The following is a 21,123-nucleotide window of genomic DNA, read 5'->3' as shown; positions in this document are numbered from 1 at the left end:
GAATTTTTTTTGACTTCAAATATAAATATAGCCAAAAAACATAAAAGAGCTCCAATCAAACTTACATGCTTAATATATTTCATATAATATCACCCCATATATTATATAAAAAAAGACTTTGGAATATTCCAAAGTCTTTGAGTAAACATATATAATTATCTCTTTGAGAATTGTGGAGCTCTTCTTGCTGCCTTTAATCCGTATTTCTTTCTTTCCTTCATTCTAGCATCTCTAGTTAAGAAACCTTCTTTCTTTAAAGCTGGTCTTAACTCAGCATCTACTGTTAATAAAGCTCTAGATATACCATGTCTTATAGCTCCAGCTTGTCCAGTGAATCCTCCACCTTCAACTTTTACTATAACATCGTATTTATTTTCAGTTCCTGTTAAAACTAATGGTTGTTTAACATCTCTTATTAAAGTTTCATAGTTGAAGAAATCTTCAACTTTTCTTCCATTTACTATTATATTTCCTTCACCTGCAACTAATCTTACTCTTGCTACAGAGTGTTTTCTTCTTCCTGTTCCATAGTATTGAACGTTAGCCATGATTAACTCCTCCTTTCACCCGTTATGATTATTTAAAGTTTAAAACTTCTGGATTTTGAGCTTCGTGTCCGTGGTTTGGTCCAGCAAATACTCTTAATCTAGTCATCATTCTGCTTCTTAATTTGTTCTTACATAACATACCGCTAACAGCATGCATAACAACCTCTTCAGGTTTCTTTTCCATCATTACTCTATATGTTGTTTCTTTTAATCCACCTACATATCCAGTGTGGTATCTGTACATCTTTTGATCTAATTTCTTTCCTGTTAAAACTACTTTATCAGCATTTACAACAACAACAAAATCTCCACCATCAACGTGAGGAGTGAAAGTTGGTTTATGCTTTCCTCTTAATATTGTAGCTATTTCTGTAGCCATACGACCTAATGTTTTTCCTTCAGCATCAACTACGTACCATTTTCTTTGTACGTCAGCTGGTTTAGCTATATAACTTTTCATTACAAGTCCCTCCTTATCTTATTTCCATATGATATTTTACCGTCTATGTCAAGTCCGGGGCAAGTGGACTTATTAACACACTCTTGTATATTTTAATACATGCACCCTAGTGTGTCAAGCTAATAATCAACTTTTTTGAGAAATAATCCGTGTGCTGGAGCCGTATGTCCTGCCATCGATCTCAACTTTGATTCTATTATGCTCGACATGCTATTATCTATTCTTCCTCTTCCTATATCAACTAACGTTCCAACTATAATTCTAACCATATTATATAAAAATCCATTACCTTCAATTTCAATAACTATCAAGTCTTCACACTTTGAAATATCTATATCATAAATAGTTCTAACTGTATCTTTAACACTTGATCCCGAGCTCATAAATCCCTTAAAATCATGTGTTCCTATTAATGATCCAGCTTCTTTTTTCATCTTTTCAAAGTCTAAATCATATTTTACAAAATAAGAAATATCGCTGTATATAGGGCTTCTATATCGATTGTTATATATAATATATCTATATCTTTTTCCTTTAGCTGAATATCTAGAGTGAAAATCTAAATTCACTTCTTCTGCATTTATTATAACTATATCTTTCGGTAACTTAGAATTTAATGCATTCGGTATTTTTTCAATAGGAATATTACACTCCGTATTAAAATTTGCAACTTGTCCCAACGCATGAACTCCTGCATCTGTTCTTCCGGATCCAGTTATTTTTACACTTTCATTAGTTATATCTTTTATTGATTGTTCAATATTACCTTGAATACCCAATAAATCATTTTGCTTTTGCCATCCACAAAATCTTTTACCATTATATTGGATAGTTAATTTTATATTTCTCATATTATACCTCTTTACACAAATCTTATGAACACTATAACTCCTAAGTATAAAACTTGTACAACATATGCTATATAATCTGCTTTAGTCATTATACATTCTTTCATCTTAGTTCTATTATCTCCACCTCTATAACATCTAGCTTCCATAGCCATAGCTAGCTCATCAGCTCTTCTAAAAGCACTAATAAATAAAGGTATTAATAGCGGAACTAAGTTCTTAGCTCTATTGATGATATTTTTACTTTCAAAATCTGCCCCTCTAGACATTTGAGCTTTCATTATTTTATCTGTCTCATCCAATAAAGTAGGTATAAATCTTAGAGCTATAGTCATCATCATAGCCAACTCATGAACTGGAAATCCTATTTTTTTAAAAGGATTTAATAGTCTCTCTATACCATCAGTAAGTTCTATAGGTGATGTAGTAAGTGTTAAAAGAGATGTCCCTACAACTAAGAATATAAGCCTTAAAGCCATAAATATAGCTTGACTCACACCTTGGTATGTTATCTTTACAAATCCAAATGACCATATAGGGTCTCCAGGTATAAAAAATATATTAATTACAAATGTAAATATTATAATCCATTTTAAAGGTTTTAATCCTTTCATAATGAACTTTCCTGGTATTTTAGATAAACCTATTACTGCAATTAAGCTTCCTACCACTATTAAATATGGCCAAAATTTATTTATTATAAACAAAGATATCATAAATATAAACGTTGCTATAAGCTTAACTCTAGCATCTAATTTATGAATACTCGAGTTTGTAGGATAATATTGCCCTATTGTTATATCTTTTAACATTTTCCCTTACCTCTCATAACTCTTATTATTTCGTTTTTAATTTCTTCTATAGTAATTGCACCTTCTTTTATCTCAAATCCATGTTCTTTTAATTTTATAGATAATTCCAATACTTGAGGTATATCTAGCCCAATCTCTTTAAGTCTACTAGAGTGATTATTAAATACTTCTCTTGTAGGTCCCATAAACTCAACTTTACCTGAATTCATAACTATTATAGTTTTTACTAACTTAGCCATGTCATCCATACTATGAGAAGATAATATTATAGTCATATTTTTTTCTTCATGTAAATCTTTTATTAATTTGAAAATTTCATCTCTACCTTTTGGATCTAATCCTGCTGTTGGTTCATCTAATATTAACACTTCTGGATTCATAGCTATAACTCCAGCTATTGCTACCCTTCTTTTTTGACCTCCTGATAACTCAAAAGGTGATTTATCTTTAAACGCTTCATAATCAAGCCCGACAGCTTCCATAGATGCTTTAATCCTATTACTGATCTCTTCTTCTCCTAAACCTAAATTTGAAGGTCCAAAAGCTATATCCTTTTCGACAGTTTCTTCAAATAACTGATACTCAGGATATTGGAATACAACACCTACTTTTTTTCTTATATCTGTTAAGTTTAAATTTTTATCAGTTATATCAAACTCATTTATTAAAATTTTTCCTGATGAAGGTTTAAGAATTCCATTTAGATGTTGAATTAAAGTAGATTTACCAGACCCTGTATGCCCTATTAATCCAATAAAATCACCTGATTTAATCTCTAATGTTATATCATCTAAGGCTCTGCTTTCAAATGGTAACCCTTCATTATATATATGAGTTAAATTTTTTATTACAATTGACATAGTTTCACCACCATCTCATCTACAGTTAATATATCTCCATCTATATCTAGTCCTTCTTCTTTAAGTTCTTTACTTAATTCAGTCATACAAGGCACATCTAACCCTATATTTTTTAACATTTCTACTTTAGAAAAAACTTCTTTAGGAGTACCTTCCAATACTTTTTTCCCTTTTTCCATAACAATAACTCTATCTGCATCAACTGCTTCTTCCATAAAGTGAGTTATATGCATTATACTTATATCCTCTTCTTTATTTAATCTTTTAATTGTTTTCATTACTTCTTTTCTTCCAGATGGATCTAACATAGCTGTAGCCTCATCAAATATTATGCATTTAGGTTTCATGGCTATTATACCCGCTATTGCCACCCTTTGTTTCTGTCCTCCTGATAATAAATGAGGTTGTCTATCTCTCATATCATACATTCCTACGCTTTTAAGAGACTCTTCTACTCTTTTTCTTATTTCTGGTGGGTCTATACCTAAATTTTCAGGACCAAATGCAACATCTTCTTCTACTATAGTGGCTACTATTTGATTATCTGGGTTTTGAAATACCATACCTGCAGTTTGTCTAATATCCCATAAATTTTTTTCTTCCTTTGTATTTAATCCATTTATATAAATATTTCCATTCGTTGGCATAAGAATTGCATTTAAGTTTTTAGAAAGAGTTGATTTTCCAGATCCATTATGACCTATAACTACAACAAACTCTCCTTGCTTTACATTTAAACTCAAGTTATCTATAGCTTTAAACTTATCCTCTTCTGTTACATATTCAAATGAAATATCTTCAACACTTACTATATCATTAACTTTCATAAACTTTTCTCCTTTTGTTAGTAGTGCTCTTAATTTACAATTTCTATTGTATTATAACACAATTTAAATTCTAAATTAATATAAAAATCCACCTAAAATACAAGTGTCTAACTTTATATTTCATTTTATCCTTTATTAAATTTCAAAAGTTATTTATAAAACAAAAAAAATTATTCACCTTCATAAGTAAACATACAATTTGCTTTATAAGCTCAGTATTTTTATTGTGTAATTAAGTTTTTTCATTCAAACATATAAATATTATTTTATAGTTTATCATCATTTTGGTATATGAATGTTTTTCTTGAATATAAAAAAAGGACTAGGCTAAGCCTAATCCTTCATATACTATACTAATTCTATTAGAGCCATTTCAGCAGCGTCGCCTCTTCTTGGTCCCATTTTTATTATTCTAGTGTATCCACCGTTTCTCTCTGCATATTTCGGAGCTATATCAGTGAATAAGTTGTTAACTACTGTCTCATCTAAAACATAAGCTAAAACTTGTCTTCTAGCATGAAGATCCCCTCTCTTAGCAAGAGTTATCATCTTTTCTGCCATTCTACGAGTTTCTTTTGCTCTAGTAACTGTAGTTTCTATTTTTCCATTTCTTAGTAAGTCTGTTACTAAGTTTCTTAACATAAGATTTCTATGAGCAGTTACACGTCCTAATTTACGGTACTTAGCCATGCTTATCCCTCCTTTGCACTTACTCTTCGCTTGGTTTAAGATTTAATCCAAGTTCTTCTAACTTTTGGATAACTTCTTCTAATGATTTTTTACCTAAGTTTCTAACTTTCATCATATCTTCTTCAGATCTATTAGCTAGTTCTTCAACTGTATTTATTCCCGCTCTCTTTAAACAGTTGTAAGATCTAACTGATAAGTCAAGCTCTTCGATAGTCATCTCAAGAACTTTTTCTTTTTGATCTTCTTCTTTTTCTACCATTATTTCAACATTGCTTACATGCTCTGTTAAATCTATGAATAGATTTAGATGTTCAACTAGAACCTTAGCTGCAAGTGATATTCCTTCTTGAGGATTTATACTTCCATTAGTCCAAACTTCAAGTATTAATTTATCGTAATCTGATTTTTGACCAACTCTAGTATTTTCTACATGGTAGCTAACTTTTTCAACAGGAGTATATATTGAGTCTACAGGAAGAACTCCTATAGGCATATGCTCTGTTTTATTGTCTTCAGAAGATACATAACCTCTTCCTTTGTTAACAGATATTTCCATATTAAGCTTAGAGTTATCATCTAGCGTAGCTATATGTAAGTCTTTACTTATTATTTCAACATCTGGAGGACATATTATGTCAGCACCTGTTACTGTGCATGGTCCTTGTGCTTCTATTTTAAGTGTTCTACTTCCTTCACCATCTATAGTAGCTGATAATTCTTTTAATGCTAATATTATTTCTGTAACATCTTCTTTAACACCAGGTACTGTTGTGAATTCATGAAGAACTCCATCTATTCTTATAGAGTTAACAGCTACTCCTGGTAAAGAAGATAATAATATTCTTCTTAGTGCATTACCTATAGTTATTCCATATCCTCTTTCTAGAGGCTCTATAACGAATTTACCATATCTATGGTCTTCGCTAATTTCAATTATATCTACTCTTGGTTTTTCTATTTCTATCATGGACAAAACCCTCCTTAAAATTTATTAATCCACTGAGGGTAAACAAAATCTTAAAATATTTTTTATAACTATACTTATTACTTAGAGTAAAGCTCTATTATTAAGTGTTCAGCTATTTCAAGATCTATATCTTCTCTTCCTGGATTAGCAACAACAGAAGCTGTCATGTTCTCTAAGCTAGCATCTAACCATTTAGGAGCTATTCTTGAGCTATTTTCAACTAATCCTTTGAATTTCGCAGAAGATTTAGATGTTTCTTTAACAGCTATAACATCTCCATTAGAAACTGTTAAAGAAGGTATATCTACCTTATGTCCGTTTAAAGTGAAGTGACCGTGTCTTACTAATTGTCTAGCTTCTTTTCTAGAAGATGCTAATCCCATTCTGTAAACTACGTTGTCTAATCTTCTTTCTAATAAGCTTAATAAGTTTTCCCCTGTTATTCCAGGTGTTTTCTCAGCACGCTCATATAAATTTCTGAATTGAGTTTCTAAAACTCCGTATATTCTCTTAACTTTTTGTTTTTCTCTTAATTGTAATCCATAGTTAGAAACTTTCTTTCTTCCTTGTCCATGTTGTCCTGGAGCATAGTTTCTTTTAACTATAGCACATTTGTCAGTATAACATCTGTCACCTTTAAGGAATAACTTCATTCCTTCTCTACGACATTGTCTACATGATGCACCTGTATATCTTGCCATTAATTACACCTCCTATATTACACTCTTCTTCTTTTTGGTGGTCTACATCCGTTGTGTGGTATTGGAGTAACGTCTTTTATCATAGTTACTTCTAATCCAGTTGCTTGTAAAGCTCTTATAGCAGCTTCTCTACCAGAACCTGGTCCTTTTACGAATACTTCTACAGTCTTTAATCCGTGTTCCATTGCAGCTTTAGCAGCTGTTTCAGCAGCCATTTGAGATGCAAATGGAGTTGCTTTTCTTGATCCTTTGAATCCTAATTGTCCAGAACTTGCCCAAGATAATGCGTTACCATGAACGTCTGTTAAAGTTATTATAGTATTGTTAAAAGTTGATTGTATATGAGCATGTCCACGTTCTATGTTTTTACGCTCTCTTCTTCTAACACGTGTAACTTTCTTTTTTGGTTTAGCCATTATTCTTCCCTCCTCTTCTAACTATTACTTCTTCTTCTTACGAGATACAGTCTTTCTAGGACCTTTTCTAGTTCTAGCGTTAGTCTTAGTCTTTTGACCTCTTAGAGGAAGACCTTTAGCATGTCTCATACCTCTGTAACATTTTATATCTCTTAATCTCTTTATGTTTAAAGCTATTTCTCTTCTTAAATCTCCCTCAACTAAGAAATCATTGTCTATTATCTTTCTTAAGTCATTTACTTGATCTTCAGATAAATCTTTGATTCTTACGTTAGGATCTATGTCAGCTTTAGCTAATATTTCGTTAGCAGTTGCCTTACCTATACCGTAGATATATGTTAAGCCTATTTCTGCTCTTTTTTCTCTAGGTAAATCTACCCCAGCTATTCTTGCCATACTTTGCACCTCCTACAACTTAACTTTTTTAACTTTTTTCATGATTAAATTTTCTTAAATAATAAGTTAATTCCGGTTCATGTTTATATAAAATCCAAAAAAAGTTTGTTAATTATCACAATATGATATTATACTATAATATTTAACAAAATGCTAGCACAATTTATTAACCTTGCTTTTGCTTGTGCTTAGGATTTTCACATATAACCATTACTCTACCTTTTCTCTTTATTACTTTACATTTTTCACATATTGGTTTTACTGATGGTCTTACTTTCATTATTAATCCCTCCTTATAGACTAGCATCGATAGTCTACTTCTTACGCCAAGTAATTCTTCCTCTTGTAAGGTCATATGGAGAAAGTTCAACATTAACTTTATCTCCTTCAAGAATCCTTATAAAGTTCATTCTTAGCTTCCCAGAAAGATGACATAAAACTTCATGTCCATTTTCTAGCTTGACTTTAAACATAGCATTAGGTAAGTTTTCTGTAACTGTACCCTCAAATTCTATAACATCTTTTTTGGCCATTAACTAACCAAACCTCCATTCAATAAGCTAAACATTGTTTAACTTTCCAAGCTCAGCTCTTAAAAAAGTATTTGTGATAGATTCATCTGACTCTATCTTATTTTTAACCATACAATTAATAATATCATACTTTTGCAAGTGCTTAACTTTTTTTAGTTTAGGATTTTCAAGTTTTCTTTTTTTGCCATCTGAGATAAGAACATACTTATCATCAATTATTTTTACTACGAAAAATAATCTCCCAGCATATCTTCCAGATGTATTTTTAACAACTTGCCCTACACTTATGTTATTTGATAGCATAATTTACACCTACATTTCTGATTATAACTTTGTTAATATCAAAGGTTCATCTTCAGTAATAGCTATCGTATGCTCATAATGAGCTGACTTTTTAGAGTCAATTGTAACAATCGTCCAACCATCACCTAACATTTTAACATAGTGTGTACCATAGTTAACCATAGGCTCTATTGCAAGAACCATACCCTCTTTAAGTTTAGGGCCCTTACCTGGTCGTCCATAATTAGGTATTTGAGGATCCTCATGTAGTTGTTTACCAACTCCATGTCCTACAAGATCTCTAACTATAGAAAAATTGTTATTTTCTACATGTGTTTGTACTGCGTGCGAAATGTCAGAAAGTCTACATCCTAGTTTAGCAAACTTTAATCCTTCATAGAAGCTTTCTTTTGTTACTTCTATTAATTTCCTATCCTCTTCAGATATTATGCCTACCGCATGTGTTTTTGCTGAGTCTGCATGATATCCTTTAAAATAAGCACCTATATCGATACTTATAATATCTCCGTCTTTTAAAGTTTTAGATCCAGGTATTCCATGTACAACTTCTTCATTAATAGAAGCGCATATAGATCCTTTAAATCCGTTATAACCTTTAAAAGATGGGATAGCATTATATTTTCTAATATGATTTTCAGCTATTTCATCTAACTCTAAAGTAGATATTCCCGGTTTAATAGCATCTCTTAAAATCTCATGTGTTTCAGCAACGATTTTACCTGATTCTCTCATAAGTTCAATCTCTTGCTTAGATTTTAAAATAATCATTATTTTTCACTTCCTAGAGCCTCAACTATATCTCCAAATACATTATCTATAGATTGTTGCCCATTTATATTAGCTATTATACCTTCTTCAGAATAATAGTTAACTAAAGGCTTAGTTTCATCTAAGTAAACCTGTATTCTTTTTGATACAGTTTCTTCATTATCATCAGCTCTTTGGTAAAGTTCTCCTCCACATACATCGCATATGCCATCTACTTTTGGAGGATTAAACTCAACATGGTAAGTAGCTCCGCAAGATTTGCAGATTCTTCTACCTACTGCTCTACCTACTAATATATCTTTATCAACTTCAATGTTAACAACTTTGTCTAAAGATATACCAACTTCTTTTAGATATTCATCTAAATGTTGAGCTTGAGCTACATTTCTTGGGAATCCATCTAACATGAATCCTTTTTCACAGTCAGCTTGAGCTATTCTATCAGTAACTAAACCTACTGTTAATTCATCTGGAACTAAAAGACCTTGATCTATATATCCTTTAGCTTTTTTACCAAGTTCTGTACCTTCTTTTATATTCTTTCTGAATATATCTCCAGTTGATATATGAGGTATATTGTATTTTTCTACTATCCCTGCTGCTTGAGTACCCTTACCCGCACCAGGAGGTCCAAGTAATATTATTCTCATATGATCATCTCCATTTATTTTAAAAAGCCTTGATAGCTTCTCATTACTAGATTTGATTCTAGCTGTCTCTTAAGCTCTAACGCAACACCTACAACTATAAGTAATGATGTTCCAGCTAAACTTAAATGTACGCCAGTAAATTTACCTATTATAGAAGGAATTACAGCTATAACAGCTAAGAATAATGCTCCTGCTAAAGTTAATCTTGATAATATCCTATTTAAGTATTCCATAGTTGGATTACCCGGTCTTATACCTGGTATAAAACCTCCACTATTTTTCATATTATTAGTTATATCCTCAGTATTGAATGATATAGTAGTATAGAAATAAGAGAAGAATATTATTAATACAACTTCTATAACTAAATATATCCAGAATCCTGGATCTCCACTTGGAGATAAGAATTTAGTTACAAATACTTGAGCATCTTTCCCCATAAATATAGCTATAGTTTGAGGGAATGCTAACAATGAACTTGCAAATATAACCGGAATAACTCCAGATTGATTTACTTTCATTGGTATATGAGAGTTTTGGCCCCCATATGTTTTTCTTCCTACAACTCTTTTAGCATATTGTACAGGTATTTTTCTTGTAGCTTCTTGTATATATGTAACCGCAGCTACTGTAAGAAGCGATACTACAACCATAACTATTAATACCCATAATCCAACGCTTCCGCTTTCAAATTGAGATATTGATTCAGTTATGTCTTTAGGAATTCTTGATATAATTCCTATAAATATTATTATAGAGCTTCCATTACCTAATCCTTTTTCAGTAATCTTATCTCCCATCCACATTAAAAGCATACTTGCTGAAATTAATGTGACTATAACAGTAACTATAAAAAATACACTATCTGTTTGTAAAGCACGTCTCACTATTCCTAGTGTTATACCGATAGCTTGTACTATAGCTAATCCCAATGCTGTATACTTAGTGTATTTATTTATCTTTTTCTTACCTTCTTCACCAGATTTTTGAAGTTCTTCAAGAGCTGGGAATCCAATAGTTAAAAGTTGAATGATTATAGATGCCGTTATGTAAGGACTGATTCCTAATGCAAATAAGGTAAAGTTACTAAAAGCTCCTCCTGTAAACATATTATACAGGGAAAGAAGACCGTTTCCGTCAACCATTCCCTTTATAATATCTCTATTAACTCCAGGTACAGGAATTGTACATCCTATCCTAAAGATAACAATCATCATCAAAGTATATAAAATTTTTCTTCTTACATCTTTTATTTTCCAAGCTTGTTTTAAGTTTGACAGCACGTTAAACTCACCCCTGCCTTATGGCCAAGAGTTAGCAGATTAGATTAAACTAATTCTGCTTTTCCTCCAGCTTTTTCTATTTTTTCTTGCGCTGAAGCAGTAAACTTAGCAGCTTTTATAGTTAAAGCTCTTTCTAAGTTACCTTCACCTAAGATTTTAACGCCGTCTTTTTCTATTTTGCTTATTACTCCAGTTGACTTAAGTAATTCAGCTGTTATTTCTGTTCCGTTTTCGAATCTATTTAAAGTTTCTACGTTAACTAGTGAGTAAACTTTCTTACAAGGATTCTTGAATCCTCTCTTAGGAAGTCTTCTAGCAAGTGGCATTTGTCCACCTTCGAATCCAACTCTTACTCCACCACCTGAACGAGACTTTTGACCTTTTTGTCCACGTCCTGAAGTTTTACCTTGTCCAGTAGCAGTACCTCTTCCTAATCTTTTTTTAGAAGAAACTGCACCTTCAGCAGGTCTTAATTCATGTAACTTCATGGATTGCACCTCCCTTAGTATTTGTTTAAATTATTATTCAGCTATTTCAGTAACTTCTACTAAGTGACTAACTTTAGCTATTATACCTCTCATTTGAGCGTTGTCTTCTTTAACAACTACTTGCTCTCTTTTTCTTAATCCTAACGCTTCTACGTTCTTTCTTTGGTTAGGAGTAGTTCCTATTGTACTTCTAACTAACTTTATTTGTAATTTAGCCATTTTTTTACTACCTCCTTACCCTAGAAGATCTTCTACTTTTTTACCTCTAAGTTTAGCTATATCTTCAGCTGTTCTTAAAGATTTTAAACCTTCTATTGTAGCATTTACCATGTTTCTTGGGTTGTTAGTTCCTAAAGATTTAGCTCTAACATCCTTTAATCCAGCTAATTCAAGTACAGCTCTAGCAGGTCCCCCAGCTATAACTCCTGTACCTTGAGCAGCAGGCATTATTAATATTTTTCCAGCACCAAAATGTCCGTTTGTTTGGTGAGGTATAGTTGTACCAACCATAGGTACAGTTATTAAATTTTTCTTAGCATCTTCAACTGCTTTTCTTATAGCATCTGGTACTTCCATAGCTTTACCAGCACCTATACCAACGTGTCCGTTTTCATCTCCAACAACTACTAAAGCTGCAAATCTAAAGTTTCTACCACCTTTAACAACCTTAGTAACACGTCTTACTTCGATAACTTTCTCTTGAAGATCAAGTTGTCTTGCATCTATTGGTTTACGACGTAGCATTATTTTCCCTCCTTTGTATTAGAACTTAAGTCCAGCTTCTCTAGCACCTTCTGCTAATTCTTGAACTCTTCCGTGATATAAGTATCCACCTCTGTCAAATACAACTTCAGTTATACCTTTCTCTACAGCTCTCTTAGCAACAAGTTCTCCAACTTTTTTAGCTGCTTCTTTATTTCCACAGTGATTAACAGCACCTTTTATTTCAGCTTCTAAAGAAGATGCAGAAACAACAGTTACTCTGTTTGTATCATCTATTATTTGAGCATATATGTTATTAGAACTTCTAAATATACATAATCTTGGTCTTTGAGTAGTTCCAGTTATTTTTCTACGAACTCTCTTATGTCTTTGAAGTCTATTTGCGTTTTTGTTAGCTTTTTTAAACACAGAGATCACTCCTTTCTAGCTTTTATGTTTGGTATTATTTCTTACCAGTTTTACCTTCTTTACGTCTTACAATTTCACCAGCGTATCTTATACCTTTACCTTTGTATGGCTCTGGCTCTCTCCAAGCTCTTATCTTAGCAGCATAGTTACCTACTAATTGCTTGTCGATTCCTTTAACAACTAATTCAGTTTGGTTTGGAGCTTCAACAGTTATTCCTTCTGGATCTACCATCTCAACTGGATGAGAGTATCCTAAGTTCATAACTAACTTATTTCCTTGCTTTTGAGCTCTGTAACCAACACCAACTAACTCTAACTTCTTTTCGAATCCAGTAGTAACACCTGCTACCATATTATCTATTAAAGTTCTAGTTAATCCGTGTAAAGATCTATGTTTTTTATTATTAGTTGGTCTCTCAACTAATATAGTATTTTCTTCTTTTTTTATAGCTAATTCATTAGTGAATTGCTTTGTTAAAGTTCCTTTTGGTCCTTTTACTGTAACTAAGTTATCCTCAGCTATAGTTACTTCAACACCTGTAGGAACGTTTATTGGCTTAACACCTATTCTTGACATAGTTGCACCTCCTTACATTGTTCGTTTTTATTACCAAACGTAGCAGATTACTTCTCCACCAACGCTTGCATTTCTAGCTTGCTTGTCAGTTAATATACCTTTAGAAGTAGATATTATTGATATACCTAATCCGTTTAATACTTTTGGTAATTCTTCTTTAGCAGCGTAAACTCTCATACCAGGCTTAGATATTCTCTTTAATCCTGTTATAACTCTCTCGCCTATTTGTCCGTACTTTAATTGTATTCTTATTATTCCTTGCTTTCCATCTTCTATAACATCGTACCCTCTTATGAAACCTTCTTCTAATAAGATTCTAGCTAATTCTTTCTTCATATTAGAAGCAGGAACATCAACAGTTTCATGCTTAACCATGTTAGCATTTCTTATACGTGTTAACATATCTGCTATTGGATCTGTCATTGTCATAATTGTAAACCTCCTTCCATTTTAACCAAGTCTTACCAACTTGCTTTTCTTACACCAGGTATTTGACCTTTATAAGCTAATTCTCTAAAGCATATACGGCATACACCGAATTTTCTTAGCACAGAGTGTGGTCTACCACATATTGTACATCTAGTGTACTCTCTAGTTGAGTACTTTTGCTTTTTTTGTTGTTTTACAACCATCGCTTTTCTAGCCACTGGAATCCCTCCTTTATTTACTTAGAATATGGCATTCCTAATAATCTTAATAACTCACTAGCTTCTTCATCAGTTTTAGCTGTAGTTACGAATATTACATCCATTCCTCTTACTTTGTCAACCTTGTCGTACTCTATTTCAGGGAATATAAATTGCTCTTTTAATCCTAAAGCGTAGTTTCCTCTTCCATCGAATGCATTAGCATTAACTCCTCTGAAGTCCCTAACTCTTGGTAAAGAAATGTTTACTAACTTGTCCATGAAGTAGAACATCTTGTTAGCTCTTAAAGTAACTTTAGTTCCAACAGGCATTCCTTCTCTTAATTTGAAGTTAGCTACTGATTTTCTAGCCTTTGTTATAACTGGCTTTTGTCCAGATATCATTTCTAATTCTGCAACTGCAGCTTCTAATCCTTTTGGATTTTCCCTTGCATCACCTATACCCATGTTTATTACTATTTTCTCTAACTTAGGTATTTCCATAACATTTTTGTATCCAAATTTCTCCATTAAAGCTGGAGCAACTTCTTTAACATATTTTTCTTGTAATCTAGAAGTCATTTGTGGTCCCTCCTTTCAAGCTTATTATAATTCTTTTCCGCTCTTTACTGATACTCTAACTTTTTGCCCATCTTTAACTTCAACTCTAACTCTAGTACCTTTTCCTGTTTCAGGATCTACTGGCATTACGTTAGATATGTGTATTGGGGCTTCTTTATTTATTATTCCACCTTGTGGGTTAACAGCAGTTGGCTTTTGGTGTTTAGTTATAACGTTAACACCTTCAACTAATACTTTATTAGTTTTAGTGAAAACCTTAGCAACTGTACCTTTTTTACCTTTATCTTTTCCTGCTATAACTACAACAGTGTCACCTTTTTTAACACGCATCATGTCCTATTGCACCTCCTTATTATAGTACTTCTGGAGCAAGAGATACTATCTTCATAAAGTCGTTGTCTCTTAACTCTCTAGCAACAGGCCCGAATATACGAGTTCCTACTGGAGTTTTATCATCTTTTATGATAACTGCAGCATTCTCGTCGAATGATATATAACTACCATCTTTACGTCTTACGCCTTGCTTAGTTCTTACTATAACAGCTTTAACTACTTTACCTTTTTTTACAACTCCACCTGGTGTTGCACTTTTAACAGTTGCAACTATAACGTCACCTATGTTACCATATCTTCTTTTACTTCCGCCTAATACACGGATAGTTAAAAGTTCTTTAGCTCCTGAGTTATCAGCAACTCTTAGACGTGATTCTTGTTGTATCATATCGTAATCCCTCCTTCTCTACAAACTACTTAACTTTCTCTATAACGTCAACTAGTCTGAATCTCTTGTCTTTAGATAAAGGTCTAGTTTCCATTATTCTTACTCTATCTCCGATGCTACATACGTTGTTCTCATCGTGAGCCTTAAATTTCTTAGTTCTCTTAACTGGCTTGTTATATAATGGATGACGTACGAAATCTTCAACAGCAACAACTATTGTTTTTTCCATTTTATTACTAACAACACGGCCTACTCTTACTTTTCTTCTTCCTCTTTCCATGTTTGACAGCCTCCTTTCCAAAATTAAGCTCTAGTTTCGTTTAACTTTCTTTCAGCAAGTATAGTTTTGACTCTAGCTATATCTTTCTTAACGAACTTGATTCTTGCTGTGTTTTCTAATTGACCAGTAGCTAATTGGAATCTTAAGCTAAATAATTCACTTTTAAAACCATTTAACTTGTTCATTAACTCTTCGCTTGTTAAATCTCTTAGTTCTTTAGCTTTCATCCTATTCACCACCCTCTACTTCTAAATCTTCACGTTTCACAAACTTACATTTAACTGGAAGTTTATGCATAGCAAGTCTCATTGCTTCTCTAGCTTTATCTTCTGAAACACCTGCTAATTCGAACATAACTCTTCCTGGTTTAACTACTGCTACCCAGTATTCTGGTGAACCTTTACCAGCACCCATACGAGTTTCTGCAGGTTTTCTTGTTACTGGTTTGTGAGGGAATATCTTTATCCAAACTTTTCCCCCTCTTTTTATATATCTAGTCATAGCTATTCTGGCAGCTTCTATTTGGTTAGAAGTTATCCAAGATGGCTCTAAAGCAACTAAACCGAACTCTCCATAAGTAACTTTGTTACCTTTATGAGCCTTTCCAGCTAAGCTACCTCTGTGTACTCTACGACGTTTTACTCTTTTTGGCATTAACATGAGTATTTTCCTCCTTCCTTAACTGTGCTTCTATTAAGCTTGTTTATTCTCAGTTCTTTGAGGTCTTGGTCCTCTGTTGTTTGATCTATTGTTGTTTGATCTATCATTTCTTCTATCGTTTCTTCTATCGTTTCTTCTGTTGTCTCTTCTATCTCTTCTATTGTTATCTCTTCTATCTTCTCTTGGGTTTACACCGTTTCTAGTTGGTAAAACTTCTCCGTTGCATATCCAAACTTTGATACCAGTCTTTCCATAAGTAGTGTTTGCTTCAGCAAATCCGTACTCTATGTCAGATCTTATTGTTTGAAGAGGTACATTTCCTTCGCTGTATCCTTCAGTTCTAGCCATTTCAGCTCCACCAAGTCTACCAGAAGCAGATACTTTTATACCTTTAACTCCTGATTTCATAGCTCTTTGTATTGCTTGCTTCATAGCTCTTCTGAAAGCAACCCTTCTTTCTATAGCTAAAGCTATATTTTCTGCTACTAATTGAGCTTCTCTATCTGGGTTTCTAACTTCTACAATGTTAACTATAACATTTTTCTTAGTCATTTTTTCTAACTCAGCTTTAAGAGCTTCTATTCCAGCTCCACCTTTACCTATAACTACACCTGGCTTAGCAACGTGTAAGTCTAGCTTTAATTTGTTTGCTGATCTTTCTATTTCTATCTTAGCAACACCAGCTGAGTATAATTTATTCTTTAAGAATTTACGTATATTATGGTCTTCTAATAATAAGTTTCCGAACTCTTTTTTATCAGTTGCGAACCATCTTGAGTCCCAGTCCTTTATAACACCGACTCTTAAACCGTGTGGATTAACCTTTTGACCCATGTGTTTCCCTCCTATCTATTATTATTTTTTCTCTTTAAGAACAACCTCTATATGAGAAGTTCTCTTTCTTATCATAGTTGCACGACCCATAGCTCTAGGCATGAATCTCTTCATAGTTGGTCCTTGATTGGCAACTATTGAAGCTATATATAAATTTTCAACATCCATCTCGTGATTGTTTTCTGCATTAGCTTTCGCTGATTTTACAACCTTAGCGATTATTGAAGCTGCTCCTCTTGGAGTATACTTTAATATTGCTAAAGCTTCATCAACATTTTTTCCTCTAACAAGGCCGCATATTTGACCTGCTTTTCTAGGTGATACACGTACGTATTTTGCAGTAGCTTTTGCTTCCATTACAATTTCCTCCTTCCTTAGTTAGATCTTTAATTATCTTCTCTTATTAGATTTTTCGTCGTCCTTGTGCCCTTTGAAAGTTCTTGTAGGAACGAATTCACCTAACTTGTGTCCAACCATATCTTCAGTTATATAAACAGGCACATGTCTTCTTCCATCATGTACAGCTATTGTATGTTCAACCATTTGTGGGAATATAGTTGAAGATCTTGACCAAGTCTTTATAACTTCTCTATTTCCAGAAGCATTCATATCTTCTATCTTCTTTAAAAGTCTTGCATGTATAAAAGGTCCTTTTTTAGTTGATCTTGACATTTTATTTCCTCCTTTCGAGCAAAAATAAATCTATTACTTAGTTCTTCTTGATACTATTAACTTATCAGAAGCTTTATTTTTCTTTCTAGTTTTGTATCCAAGTGCTGGTTTACCCCAAGGAGTAACTGGATTAGCTCTACCTATTGGAGATCTACCTTCCCCTCCACCGTGTGGATGGTCACAAGGGTTCATTACAGAACCTCTAACTGTAGGTCTTATACCCATATGTCTTTTTCTACCAGCTTTACCTATAACAACGTTACCGTGTTCTAAGTTTCCAACTTGTCCTATTGTAGCTTTACAGTTTATGCTTACTAATCTCATTTCACCTGATGGTAATCTTAGTAATGCAGTTTTTCCTTCTTTTGCCATTAATTGAGCAGATGCTCCAGCAGATCTCACTAACTGAGCTCCTTTTCCTGGCTTTAATTCAACGTTGTGTACTACTGTACCAACTGGCATATCTTTTAATGCCATTGCGTTACCTGGCTTTATATCAGCTTCTGGTCCTGATAATATAGTATCTCCAACTTGTATTCCAACTGGAGCTAGTATATATCTTTTTTCACCGTCAGCATAGTTTAATAATGCTATGTTAGCAGTTCTATTTGGATCATACTCAACAGTAGCAACCTTAGCAGGTATTCCATCTTTATTTCTCTTGAAATCTATTATTCTATATTTTCTTCTGTTTCCTCCACCTCTGTGACGAACAGTTATTTTACCATGTACGTTTCTTCCAGAATTCTTTTTTAACGAAACTAAAAGAGATCTTTCTGGTTCGTTACAAGTTATTTCATCAGAAACTAAAACTGTCATTTGTCTTAAGGCAGGAGAAGTTGGTCTAAACTTTTTTATAGCCATCTGTTTTCCCTCCTTTGTTTATTAAGGTTAATTACATACCTTGGAAGAATTCTATTTCTTTACTATCAGCAGCTAACTTAACTACTGCTTTCTTGAAACTTGCAGTTCTTCCTTCGTTTCTACCCATTCTCTTAACTTTTCCATCGTAGTTTAAAGTATTTACTTTATCAACTTTAACTCCGAATATGCTTTCTACAGCTTTCTTTATTTCAGTTTTGTTTGCTCTTTTAGCAACAACAAAAGTATATTTCTTCTCAACCATTTCAGTCATACTTTGTTCAGTTACAACTGGTTTCATTATTATATCATGTGGATTAGTCATTATGCGTACACCTCCTCCACTTTCTTAACTGCGTCTGTAGTTATTACGAAAGTATCATACTTTAATATGTCATAAACGTTTATAGTATTAACTGTAGCAGCTTGAACACCTTCTATGTTTCTAGCTGATTTTACAACGTTCTCGTTCTTTTCAGCTGTTACTACTAAAGCTTTCTTAGAAGCATTTATGTTCTTTAATATTTGAACGAATTCTTTAGTTTTTGGAGCTTCCATATTTAAAGCATCTAAAACTATTATTTCGTTGTTTTGAACTTTAGATGATAAAGCTGATTTTATAGCTAATCTTCTAACTTTCTTTGGTAAAGTGTAGCTGTAATCTCTTGGCTTAGGTGCAAAAGCAACTCCTCCACCAACCCATTGTACAGCTCTTATAGAACCTTGTCTAGCTCTACCAGTTCCTTTTTGTTTCCAAGGTTTTCTTCCGCCACCTCTAACTTCTGCTCTAGTTTTAGCAGATTGAGTACCTTGTCTCTTGTTTGCTAATTGATTTTTAACTACTTCGTATAATACGTGCTCGTTAACTTCAACACCGAATATAGCTTCTGCTAATTCGATTTCTCCAACATTTTGTCCATTAACATTTAATATATTTAATTTTGGCATTGTGCTTCCTCCTTTCTTAGGTTAGTTATTATTTAGAAGCCTTTACTGCTTCTTTTATAGTTACTACTGAACCTTTAGCTCCTGGTATAGCACCCTTAACTAATATAAGGTTCTTATCAGCATCTACTCTAACTACTTCTAAGTTTTGAACAGTTACTGTAACGCTACCCATGTGACCAGCAAGTTTTTTGTTTTTGAAAACTCTACCTGGGAAAGAACATGCTCCCATTGAACCTGGTCTTCTGTGGTATCTAGAACCGTGAGATTCAGGACCTCTTGATTGACCATGTCTCTTTATTGGACCTTGGAATCCCTTACCTTTACTTGTTCCAGTAACATCTATCATTTCTCCAGCTGCAAATATATCAGCTTTCATTTCTTGTCCTACTGTGAACTCTTCTACTGAATCCATTCTGAATTCTTTTAAGTGTTTCTTTAATACGTTAGCAGCAGCAAGATGTCCTTTTTGAGGCTTGTTTAAAGATTTTTCTTTAGCATCTACAAAACCTACTTGAACTGCATTGTATCCTTCTTTTTCTGTTGTCTTTATTTGAGTAACCACTACTGGTCCTGCTTCAACAACAGTTACAGGTACTACATTCCCTGCTTCAGTGAATATTTGAGTCATTCCTAACTTTTTTCCTAATATTCCTTTCATATCGCACCTCCTATAATCTTACAGCGGATTATGATTTCTCATAATCATTCTAAGATAGTTGCCTTATAGGATCGTATCTTAGAGGCTTATCTTATAACTTTATTTCTATATCAACACCAGCTGGTAAGTCTAACTTCATTAATGAGTCAACTGTCTTAGGTGTTGGATTTGCTATGTCTATTAATCTCTTATGAGTTCTCATTTCGAATTGCTCTCTAGAGTCCTTATACTTGTGTACAGCTCTTAATATAGTTACAACTTGCTTTTCAGTTGGTAGTGGCACAGGTCCTGAAACTTGTGATCCAGCTTTTTTAGCAGTTTCAACTATTTTAGCAGCTGAAAAATCTAATAATTTGTGATCATATGACTTTAATCTTATTCTTATTTTTCCATTGTTAGCCATTTTAGTTTCCCTCCTTTATCGTACGTTTAATTTTTTTGGTTACGCACGACTGATACCGATACACAGTTCCGGGTGTGTTGTGTTTTTTTAAAAATCGGCATCTCGTCGCCTATCTCTAGGATATTACTTTACTTGTCTTTCATTTCGCATCTCTCAAGCACACTATTATATTTTATATTATTTTTTACTTTTTTTCAAGTTTTTTTTATAATTTTACAAAATATTTTTTGTATGTAAAACTTACTACAAATTTTGTGTTGAGAATCTTAACGGGTACTAGGATAGTATATATTCTTTCAACAATTTTGTCAATGTTTTTTATTTTTAAATAATCCAATAAAAAAAGGAAGATGTTAAACATCTTCCTTTTATATATACAGTGGATAATAGATTACTCTATTATAGAAGAAACAACACCTGATGCTACTGTTCTTCCACCTTCTCTTATTGCGAATCTTAATCCTTCTTCTATTGCTATTGAGTTTATTAACTCTATATTCATTTGGATGTTATCTCCAGGCATAACCATTTCTACACCTTCTGGTAACTTACAAGCTCCTGTTACGTCAGTTGTTCTGAAGTAGAATTGAGGTCTGTATCCATCGAAGAATGGAGTATGTC

General features: G+C 33.0%; 38 protein-coding genes and 1 pseudogene. All 39 read right to left on the bottom strand.

Features of this window, described 5'->3' with window-relative positions; genetic code table 11:
* Positions 1-155: 155 nt before the first annotated feature.
* Positions 156-548, bottom strand: a complete 393-nt coding sequence (rpsI, locus tag ACRDDE_RS12670) for a 30S ribosomal protein S9 (RefSeq protein WP_021428201.1) — start codon at positions 546-548, stop codon at positions 156-158.
* Between the two features lie 28 nt (positions 549-576).
* Entirely contained in the window at positions 577-1,008 is a 432-nt protein-coding gene (rplM, locus tag ACRDDE_RS12665) for a 50S ribosomal protein L13 (protein ID WP_021431516.1), read from the bottom strand.
* A gap of 119 nt (positions 1,009-1,127) precedes the next feature.
* Complete coding sequence (gene truA / locus ACRDDE_RS12660; RefSeq protein ID WP_438627780.1) at positions 1,128-1,859, bottom strand: tRNA pseudouridine(38-40) synthase TruA; 732 nt, start codon at positions 1,857-1,859, stop codon at positions 1,128-1,130.
* Between the two features lie 11 nt (positions 1,860-1,870).
* A complete protein-coding gene (locus tag ACRDDE_RS12655) occupies positions 1,871-2,668 on the bottom strand; it encodes an energy-coupling factor transporter transmembrane component T family protein (protein WP_438627778.1) in 798 nt (265 codons plus the stop codon).
* A complete protein-coding gene (locus ACRDDE_RS12650; protein ID WP_438627776.1) occupies positions 2,662-3,528 on the bottom strand; it encodes an energy-coupling factor transporter ATPase in 867 nt (288 codons plus the stop codon). Before ACRDDE_RS12650 ends, ACRDDE_RS12655 begins: the two co-directional genes overlap by 7 nt.
* Positions 3,516-4,355, bottom strand: coding sequence for an energy-coupling factor transporter ATPase (locus ACRDDE_RS12645; protein ID WP_438627774.1), 840 nt, complete (start codon positions 4,353-4,355; stop codon positions 3,516-3,518). Before ACRDDE_RS12645 ends, ACRDDE_RS12650 begins: the two co-directional genes overlap by 13 nt.
* Positions 4,356-4,703: 348 nt before the next feature.
* Positions 4,704-5,045: a 50S ribosomal protein L17 gene (gene rplQ / locus ACRDDE_RS12640; RefSeq protein WP_147547991.1), complete on the bottom strand. Its 342-nt coding sequence runs from the start codon at positions 5,043-5,045 to the stop codon at positions 4,704-4,706.
* A 19-nt stretch (positions 5,046-5,064) separates the two neighbouring features.
* Entirely contained in the window at positions 5,065-6,012 is a 948-nt protein-coding gene (locus tag ACRDDE_RS12635) for a DNA-directed RNA polymerase subunit alpha (protein ID WP_438627772.1), read from the bottom strand.
* Between the two features lie 77 nt (positions 6,013-6,089).
* Entirely contained in the window at positions 6,090-6,713 is a 624-nt protein-coding gene (gene rpsD / locus ACRDDE_RS12630) for a 30S ribosomal protein S4 (RefSeq protein ID WP_021428209.1), read from the bottom strand.
* A gap of 17 nt (positions 6,714-6,730) precedes the next feature.
* The gene (gene rpsK / locus ACRDDE_RS12625; RefSeq protein ID WP_021428214.1) at positions 6,731-7,129 is read right to left on the bottom strand and encodes a 30S ribosomal protein S11; all 399 of its coding nucleotides are present in this window, start codon (positions 7,127-7,129) and stop codon (positions 6,731-6,733) included.
* Positions 7,130-7,153: 24 nt separating this feature from the next.
* Complete coding sequence (rpsM, locus tag ACRDDE_RS12620) at positions 7,154-7,525, bottom strand: 30S ribosomal protein S13 (RefSeq protein ID WP_021122034.1); 372 nt, start codon at positions 7,523-7,525, stop codon at positions 7,154-7,156.
* A 166-nt stretch (positions 7,526-7,691) separates the two neighbouring features.
* Positions 7,692-7,805 carry a 50S ribosomal protein L36 gene (gene rpmJ, locus ACRDDE_RS12615; RefSeq protein ID WP_003373491.1) on the bottom strand — a complete coding sequence of 38 codons (114 nt, stop codon included), beginning with the start codon at positions 7,803-7,805 and terminating at the stop codon, positions 7,692-7,694.
* A gap of 34 nt (positions 7,806-7,839) precedes the next feature.
* Complete coding sequence (infA, locus tag ACRDDE_RS12610) at positions 7,840-8,058, bottom strand: translation initiation factor IF-1 (RefSeq protein ID WP_021122032.1); 219 nt, start codon at positions 8,056-8,058, stop codon at positions 7,840-7,842.
* A gap of 27 nt (positions 8,059-8,085) precedes the next feature.
* A complete protein-coding gene (locus ACRDDE_RS12605) occupies positions 8,086-8,361 on the bottom strand; it encodes a KOW domain-containing protein (protein ID WP_438627770.1) in 276 nt (91 codons plus the stop codon).
* Positions 8,362-8,382: 21 nt separating this feature from the next.
* A complete protein-coding gene (map, locus tag ACRDDE_RS12600) occupies positions 8,383-9,129 on the bottom strand; it encodes a type I methionyl aminopeptidase (RefSeq protein WP_438627768.1) in 747 nt (248 codons plus the stop codon).
* Positions 9,129-9,779 carry an adenylate kinase gene (locus ACRDDE_RS12595; protein WP_438627766.1) on the bottom strand — a complete coding sequence of 217 codons (651 nt, stop codon included), beginning with the start codon at positions 9,777-9,779 and terminating at the stop codon, positions 9,129-9,131. The genes map and ACRDDE_RS12595 overlap by 1 nt, the downstream gene beginning before the upstream one ends.
* A 14-nt stretch (positions 9,780-9,793) precedes the next feature.
* Positions 9,794-11,062, bottom strand: coding sequence for a preprotein translocase subunit SecY (gene secY, locus ACRDDE_RS12590; protein ID WP_438627764.1), 1,269 nt, complete (start codon positions 11,060-11,062; stop codon positions 9,794-9,796).
* 44 nt (positions 11,063-11,106) lie between these two features.
* Complete coding sequence (rplO, locus tag ACRDDE_RS12585; protein ID WP_021428219.1) at positions 11,107-11,550, bottom strand: 50S ribosomal protein L15; 444 nt, start codon at positions 11,548-11,550, stop codon at positions 11,107-11,109.
* Between the two features lie 33 nt (positions 11,551-11,583).
* Complete coding sequence (rpmD, locus tag ACRDDE_RS12580) at positions 11,584-11,769, bottom strand: 50S ribosomal protein L30 (protein ID WP_021127557.1); 186 nt, start codon at positions 11,767-11,769, stop codon at positions 11,584-11,586.
* 15 nt (positions 11,770-11,784) lie between these two features.
* Entirely contained in the window at positions 11,785-12,294 is a 510-nt protein-coding gene (gene rpsE, locus ACRDDE_RS12575; RefSeq protein ID WP_021428196.1) for a 30S ribosomal protein S5, read from the bottom strand.
* 18 nt (positions 12,295-12,312) lie between these two features.
* Entirely contained in the window at positions 12,313-12,681 is a 369-nt protein-coding gene (rplR, locus tag ACRDDE_RS12570) for a 50S ribosomal protein L18 (protein ID WP_021428220.1), read from the bottom strand.
* A gap of 34 nt (positions 12,682-12,715) precedes the next feature.
* Positions 12,716-13,258, bottom strand: coding sequence for a 50S ribosomal protein L6 (rplF, locus tag ACRDDE_RS12565; protein WP_438627762.1), 543 nt, complete (start codon positions 13,256-13,258; stop codon positions 12,716-12,718).
* A 30-nt stretch (positions 13,259-13,288) separates the two neighbouring features.
* Positions 13,289-13,687 (bottom strand): 30S ribosomal protein S8, encoded by a 399-nt coding sequence (gene rpsH, locus ACRDDE_RS12560; protein WP_438627760.1) that lies wholly within the window; start codon positions 13,685-13,687, stop codon positions 13,289-13,291.
* A 32-nt stretch (positions 13,688-13,719) separates the two neighbouring features.
* A complete protein-coding gene (locus tag ACRDDE_RS12555) occupies positions 13,720-13,905 on the bottom strand; it encodes a type Z 30S ribosomal protein S14 (RefSeq protein WP_021431509.1) in 186 nt (61 codons plus the stop codon).
* 17 nt (positions 13,906-13,922) lie between these two features.
* The gene (gene rplE, locus ACRDDE_RS12550; RefSeq protein ID WP_438627757.1) at positions 13,923-14,465 is read right to left on the bottom strand and encodes a 50S ribosomal protein L5; all 543 of its coding nucleotides are present in this window, start codon (positions 14,463-14,465) and stop codon (positions 13,923-13,925) included.
* Between the two features lie 24 nt (positions 14,466-14,489).
* The gene (gene rplX, locus ACRDDE_RS12545; RefSeq protein ID WP_021428210.1) at positions 14,490-14,795 is read right to left on the bottom strand and encodes a 50S ribosomal protein L24; all 306 of its coding nucleotides are present in this window, start codon (positions 14,793-14,795) and stop codon (positions 14,490-14,492) included.
* 22 nt (positions 14,796-14,817) lie between these two features.
* Positions 14,818-15,186 (bottom strand): 50S ribosomal protein L14, encoded by a 369-nt coding sequence (gene rplN, locus ACRDDE_RS12540; RefSeq protein WP_021122016.1) that lies wholly within the window; start codon positions 15,184-15,186, stop codon positions 14,818-14,820.
* Positions 15,187-15,211: 25 nt separating this feature from the next.
* Entirely contained in the window at positions 15,212-15,466 is a 255-nt protein-coding gene (rpsQ, locus tag ACRDDE_RS12535; RefSeq protein ID WP_021428205.1) for a 30S ribosomal protein S17, read from the bottom strand.
* Positions 15,467-15,489: 23 nt separating this feature from the next.
* Positions 15,490-15,693 carry a 50S ribosomal protein L29 gene (gene rpmC / locus ACRDDE_RS12530; RefSeq protein WP_021122014.1) on the bottom strand — a complete coding sequence of 68 codons (204 nt, stop codon included), beginning with the start codon at positions 15,691-15,693 and terminating at the stop codon, positions 15,490-15,492.
* Between the two features lies 1 nt (position 15,694).
* Positions 15,695-16,126, bottom strand: coding sequence for a 50S ribosomal protein L16 (gene rplP / locus ACRDDE_RS12525; protein ID WP_021428207.1), 432 nt, complete (start codon positions 16,124-16,126; stop codon positions 15,695-15,697).
* A gap of 33 nt (positions 16,127-16,159) precedes the next feature.
* Positions 16,160-16,960 (bottom strand): 30S ribosomal protein S3, encoded by an 801-nt coding sequence (gene rpsC, locus ACRDDE_RS12520; RefSeq protein WP_021431507.1) that lies wholly within the window; start codon positions 16,958-16,960, stop codon positions 16,160-16,162.
* A 21-nt stretch (positions 16,961-16,981) separates the two neighbouring features.
* The gene (gene rplV / locus ACRDDE_RS12515; RefSeq protein WP_021428211.1) at positions 16,982-17,317 is read right to left on the bottom strand and encodes a 50S ribosomal protein L22; all 336 of its coding nucleotides are present in this window, start codon (positions 17,315-17,317) and stop codon (positions 16,982-16,984) included.
* 33 nt (positions 17,318-17,350) lie between these two features.
* On the bottom strand, positions 17,351-17,632 hold the full coding sequence (gene rpsS, locus ACRDDE_RS12510; RefSeq protein WP_438627755.1) for a 30S ribosomal protein S19: 282 nt from the start codon (positions 17,630-17,632) through the stop codon (positions 17,351-17,353).
* A gap of 33 nt (positions 17,633-17,665) precedes the next feature.
* Complete coding sequence (rplB, locus tag ACRDDE_RS12505; protein WP_025162560.1) at positions 17,666-18,496, bottom strand: 50S ribosomal protein L2; 831 nt, start codon at positions 18,494-18,496, stop codon at positions 17,666-17,668.
* A 31-nt stretch (positions 18,497-18,527) separates the two neighbouring features.
* Positions 18,528-18,818, bottom strand: coding sequence for a 50S ribosomal protein L23 (gene rplW, locus ACRDDE_RS12500; RefSeq protein WP_438627753.1), 291 nt, complete (start codon positions 18,816-18,818; stop codon positions 18,528-18,530).
* Positions 18,818-19,441, bottom strand: coding sequence for a 50S ribosomal protein L4 (rplD, locus tag ACRDDE_RS12495; RefSeq protein ID WP_021431504.1), 624 nt, complete (start codon positions 19,439-19,441; stop codon positions 18,818-18,820). Before rplD ends, rplW begins: the two co-directional genes overlap by 1 nt.
* Positions 19,442-19,469: 28 nt before the next feature.
* Positions 19,470-20,099 carry a 50S ribosomal protein L3 gene (rplC, locus tag ACRDDE_RS12490; protein WP_025162558.1) on the bottom strand — a complete coding sequence of 210 codons (630 nt, stop codon included), beginning with the start codon at positions 20,097-20,099 and terminating at the stop codon, positions 19,470-19,472.
* 91 nt (positions 20,100-20,190) lie between these two features.
* On the bottom strand, positions 20,191-20,502 hold the full coding sequence (rpsJ, locus tag ACRDDE_RS12485; RefSeq protein WP_021431502.1) for a 30S ribosomal protein S10: 312 nt from the start codon (positions 20,500-20,502) through the stop codon (positions 20,191-20,193).
* A gap of 391 nt (positions 20,503-20,893) precedes the next feature.
* Positions 20,894-21,123 (bottom strand): annotated as a pseudogene (gene tuf / locus ACRDDE_RS12480) (elongation factor Tu); the annotation flags it as partial.

Source organism: Paraclostridium sp. (assembly GCF_051656405.1).
GTDB lineage: Bacteria > Bacillota > Clostridia > Peptostreptococcales > Peptostreptococcaceae > Paraclostridium.
The sequence above is the reverse complement of the archived record's forward strand: the minus strand, read 5'-3'. Positions and strand labels throughout refer to the sequence as shown.

Bases quoted from the DNA above. Each gene is read 5' to 3' on its own strand.
- ACRDDE_RS12595 (WP_438627766.1), bottom strand. From the start codon at position 9,779: ATGAGAATAATATTACTTGGACCTCCTGGTGCGGGTAAGGGTACTCAA.
- rplB (WP_025162560.1), bottom strand. From the start codon at position 18,496: ATGGCTATAAAAAAGTTTAGACCAACTTCTCCTGCCTTAAGACAAATG.
- rplF (WP_438627762.1), bottom strand. From the start codon at position 13,258: ATGTCAAGAATAGGTGTTAAGCCAATAAACGTTCCTACAGGTGTTGAA.
- rpsS (WP_438627755.1), bottom strand. From the start codon at position 17,632: ATGTCAAGATCAACTAAAAAAGGACCTTTTATACATGCAAGACTTTTA.
- rpsD (WP_021428209.1), bottom strand. From the start codon at position 6,713: ATGGCAAGATATACAGGTGCATCATGTAGACAATGTCGTAGAGAAGGA.
- rpsE (WP_021428196.1), bottom strand. From the start codon at position 12,294: ATGCTACGTCGTAAACCAATAGATGCAAGACAACTTGATCTTCAAGAG.
- truA (WP_438627780.1), bottom strand. From the start codon at position 1,859: ATGAGAAATATAAAATTAACTATCCAATATAATGGTAAAAGATTTTGT.
- rplX (WP_021428210.1), bottom strand. From the start codon at position 14,795: ATGCGTGTTAAAAAAGGTGACACTGTTGTAGTTATAGCAGGAAAAGAT.
- rpmD (WP_021127557.1), bottom strand. From the start codon at position 11,769: ATGGCTAAATTACAAATAAAGTTAGTTAGAAGTACAATAGGAACTACT.
- infA (WP_021122032.1), bottom strand. From the start codon at position 8,058: ATGGCCAAAAAAGATGTTATAGAATTTGAGGGTACAGTTACAGAAAAC.
- rpmJ (WP_003373491.1), bottom strand. From the start codon at position 7,805: ATGAAAGTAAGACCATCAGTAAAACCAATATGTGAAAAATGTAAAGTA.
- rplE (WP_438627757.1), bottom strand. From the start codon at position 14,465: ATGACTTCTAGATTACAAGAAAAATATGTTAAAGAAGTTGCTCCAGCT.
- rplP (WP_021428207.1), bottom strand. From the start codon at position 16,126: ATGTTAATGCCAAAAAGAGTAAAACGTCGTAGAGTACACAGAGGTAGC.
- rplD (WP_021431504.1), bottom strand. From the start codon at position 19,441: ATGCCAAAATTAAATATATTAAATGTTAATGGACAAAATGTTGGAGAA.
- ACRDDE_RS12650 (WP_438627776.1), bottom strand. From the start codon at position 3,528: ATGTCAATTGTAATAAAAAATTTAACTCATATATATAATGAAGGGTTA.
- rplC (WP_025162558.1), bottom strand. From the start codon at position 20,099: ATGAAAGGAATATTAGGAAAAAAGTTAGGAATGACTCAAATATTCACT.
- rpsM (WP_021122034.1), bottom strand. From the start codon at position 7,525: ATGGCAAGAATAGCTGGGGTAGATTTACCTAGAGAAAAAAGAGCAGAA.
- rpsK (WP_021428214.1), bottom strand. From the start codon at position 7,129: ATGGCTAAACCAAAAAAGAAAGTTACACGTGTTAGAAGAAGAGAGCGT.
- rplN (WP_021122016.1), bottom strand. From the start codon at position 15,186: ATGATACAACAAGAATCACGTCTAAGAGTTGCTGATAACTCAGGAGCT.
- rpsC (WP_021431507.1), bottom strand. From the start codon at position 16,960: ATGGGTCAAAAGGTTAATCCACACGGTTTAAGAGTCGGTGTTATAAAG.
- rpsQ (WP_021428205.1), bottom strand. From the start codon at position 15,466: ATGGAAAGAGGAAGAAGAAAAGTAAGAGTAGGCCGTGTTGTTAGTAAT.
- rplM (WP_021431516.1), bottom strand. From the start codon at position 1,008: ATGAAAAGTTATATAGCTAAACCAGCTGACGTACAAAGAAAATGGTAC.
- ACRDDE_RS12655 (WP_438627778.1), bottom strand. From the start codon at position 2,668: ATGTTAAAAGATATAACAATAGGGCAATATTATCCTACAAACTCGAGT.
- map (WP_438627768.1), bottom strand. From the start codon at position 9,129: ATGATTATTTTAAAATCTAAGCAAGAGATTGAACTTATGAGAGAATCA.
- ACRDDE_RS12635 (WP_438627772.1), bottom strand. From the start codon at position 6,012: ATGATAGAAATAGAAAAACCAAGAGTAGATATAATTGAAATTAGCGAA.
- ACRDDE_RS12605 (WP_438627770.1), bottom strand. From the start codon at position 8,361: ATGCTATCAAATAACATAAGTGTAGGGCAAGTTGTTAAAAATACATCT.
- rpsJ (WP_021431502.1), bottom strand. From the start codon at position 20,502: ATGGCTAACAATGGAAAAATAAGAATAAGATTAAAGTCATATGATCAC.
- rplO (WP_021428219.1), bottom strand. From the start codon at position 11,550: ATGAAGTTACATGAATTAAGACCTGCTGAAGGTGCAGTTTCTTCTAAA.
- rpmC (WP_021122014.1), bottom strand. From the start codon at position 15,693: ATGAAAGCTAAAGAACTAAGAGATTTAACAAGCGAAGAGTTAATGAAC.
- rplV (WP_021428211.1), bottom strand. From the start codon at position 17,317: ATGGAAGCAAAAGCTACTGCAAAATACGTACGTGTATCACCTAGAAAA.
- rpsI (WP_021428201.1), bottom strand. From the start codon at position 548: ATGGCTAACGTTCAATACTATGGAACAGGAAGAAGAAAACACTCTGTA.
- ACRDDE_RS12645 (WP_438627774.1), bottom strand. From the start codon at position 4,355: ATGAAAGTTAATGATATAGTAAGTGTTGAAGATATTTCATTTGAATAT.
- rpsH (WP_438627760.1), bottom strand. From the start codon at position 13,687: ATGACAATGACAGATCCAATAGCAGATATGTTAACACGTATAAGAAAT.
- rplW (WP_438627753.1), bottom strand. From the start codon at position 18,818: ATGACTAATCCACATGATATAATAATGAAACCAGTTGTAACTGAACAA.
- rplQ (WP_147547991.1), bottom strand. From the start codon at position 5,045: ATGGCTAAGTACCGTAAATTAGGACGTGTAACTGCTCATAGAAATCTT.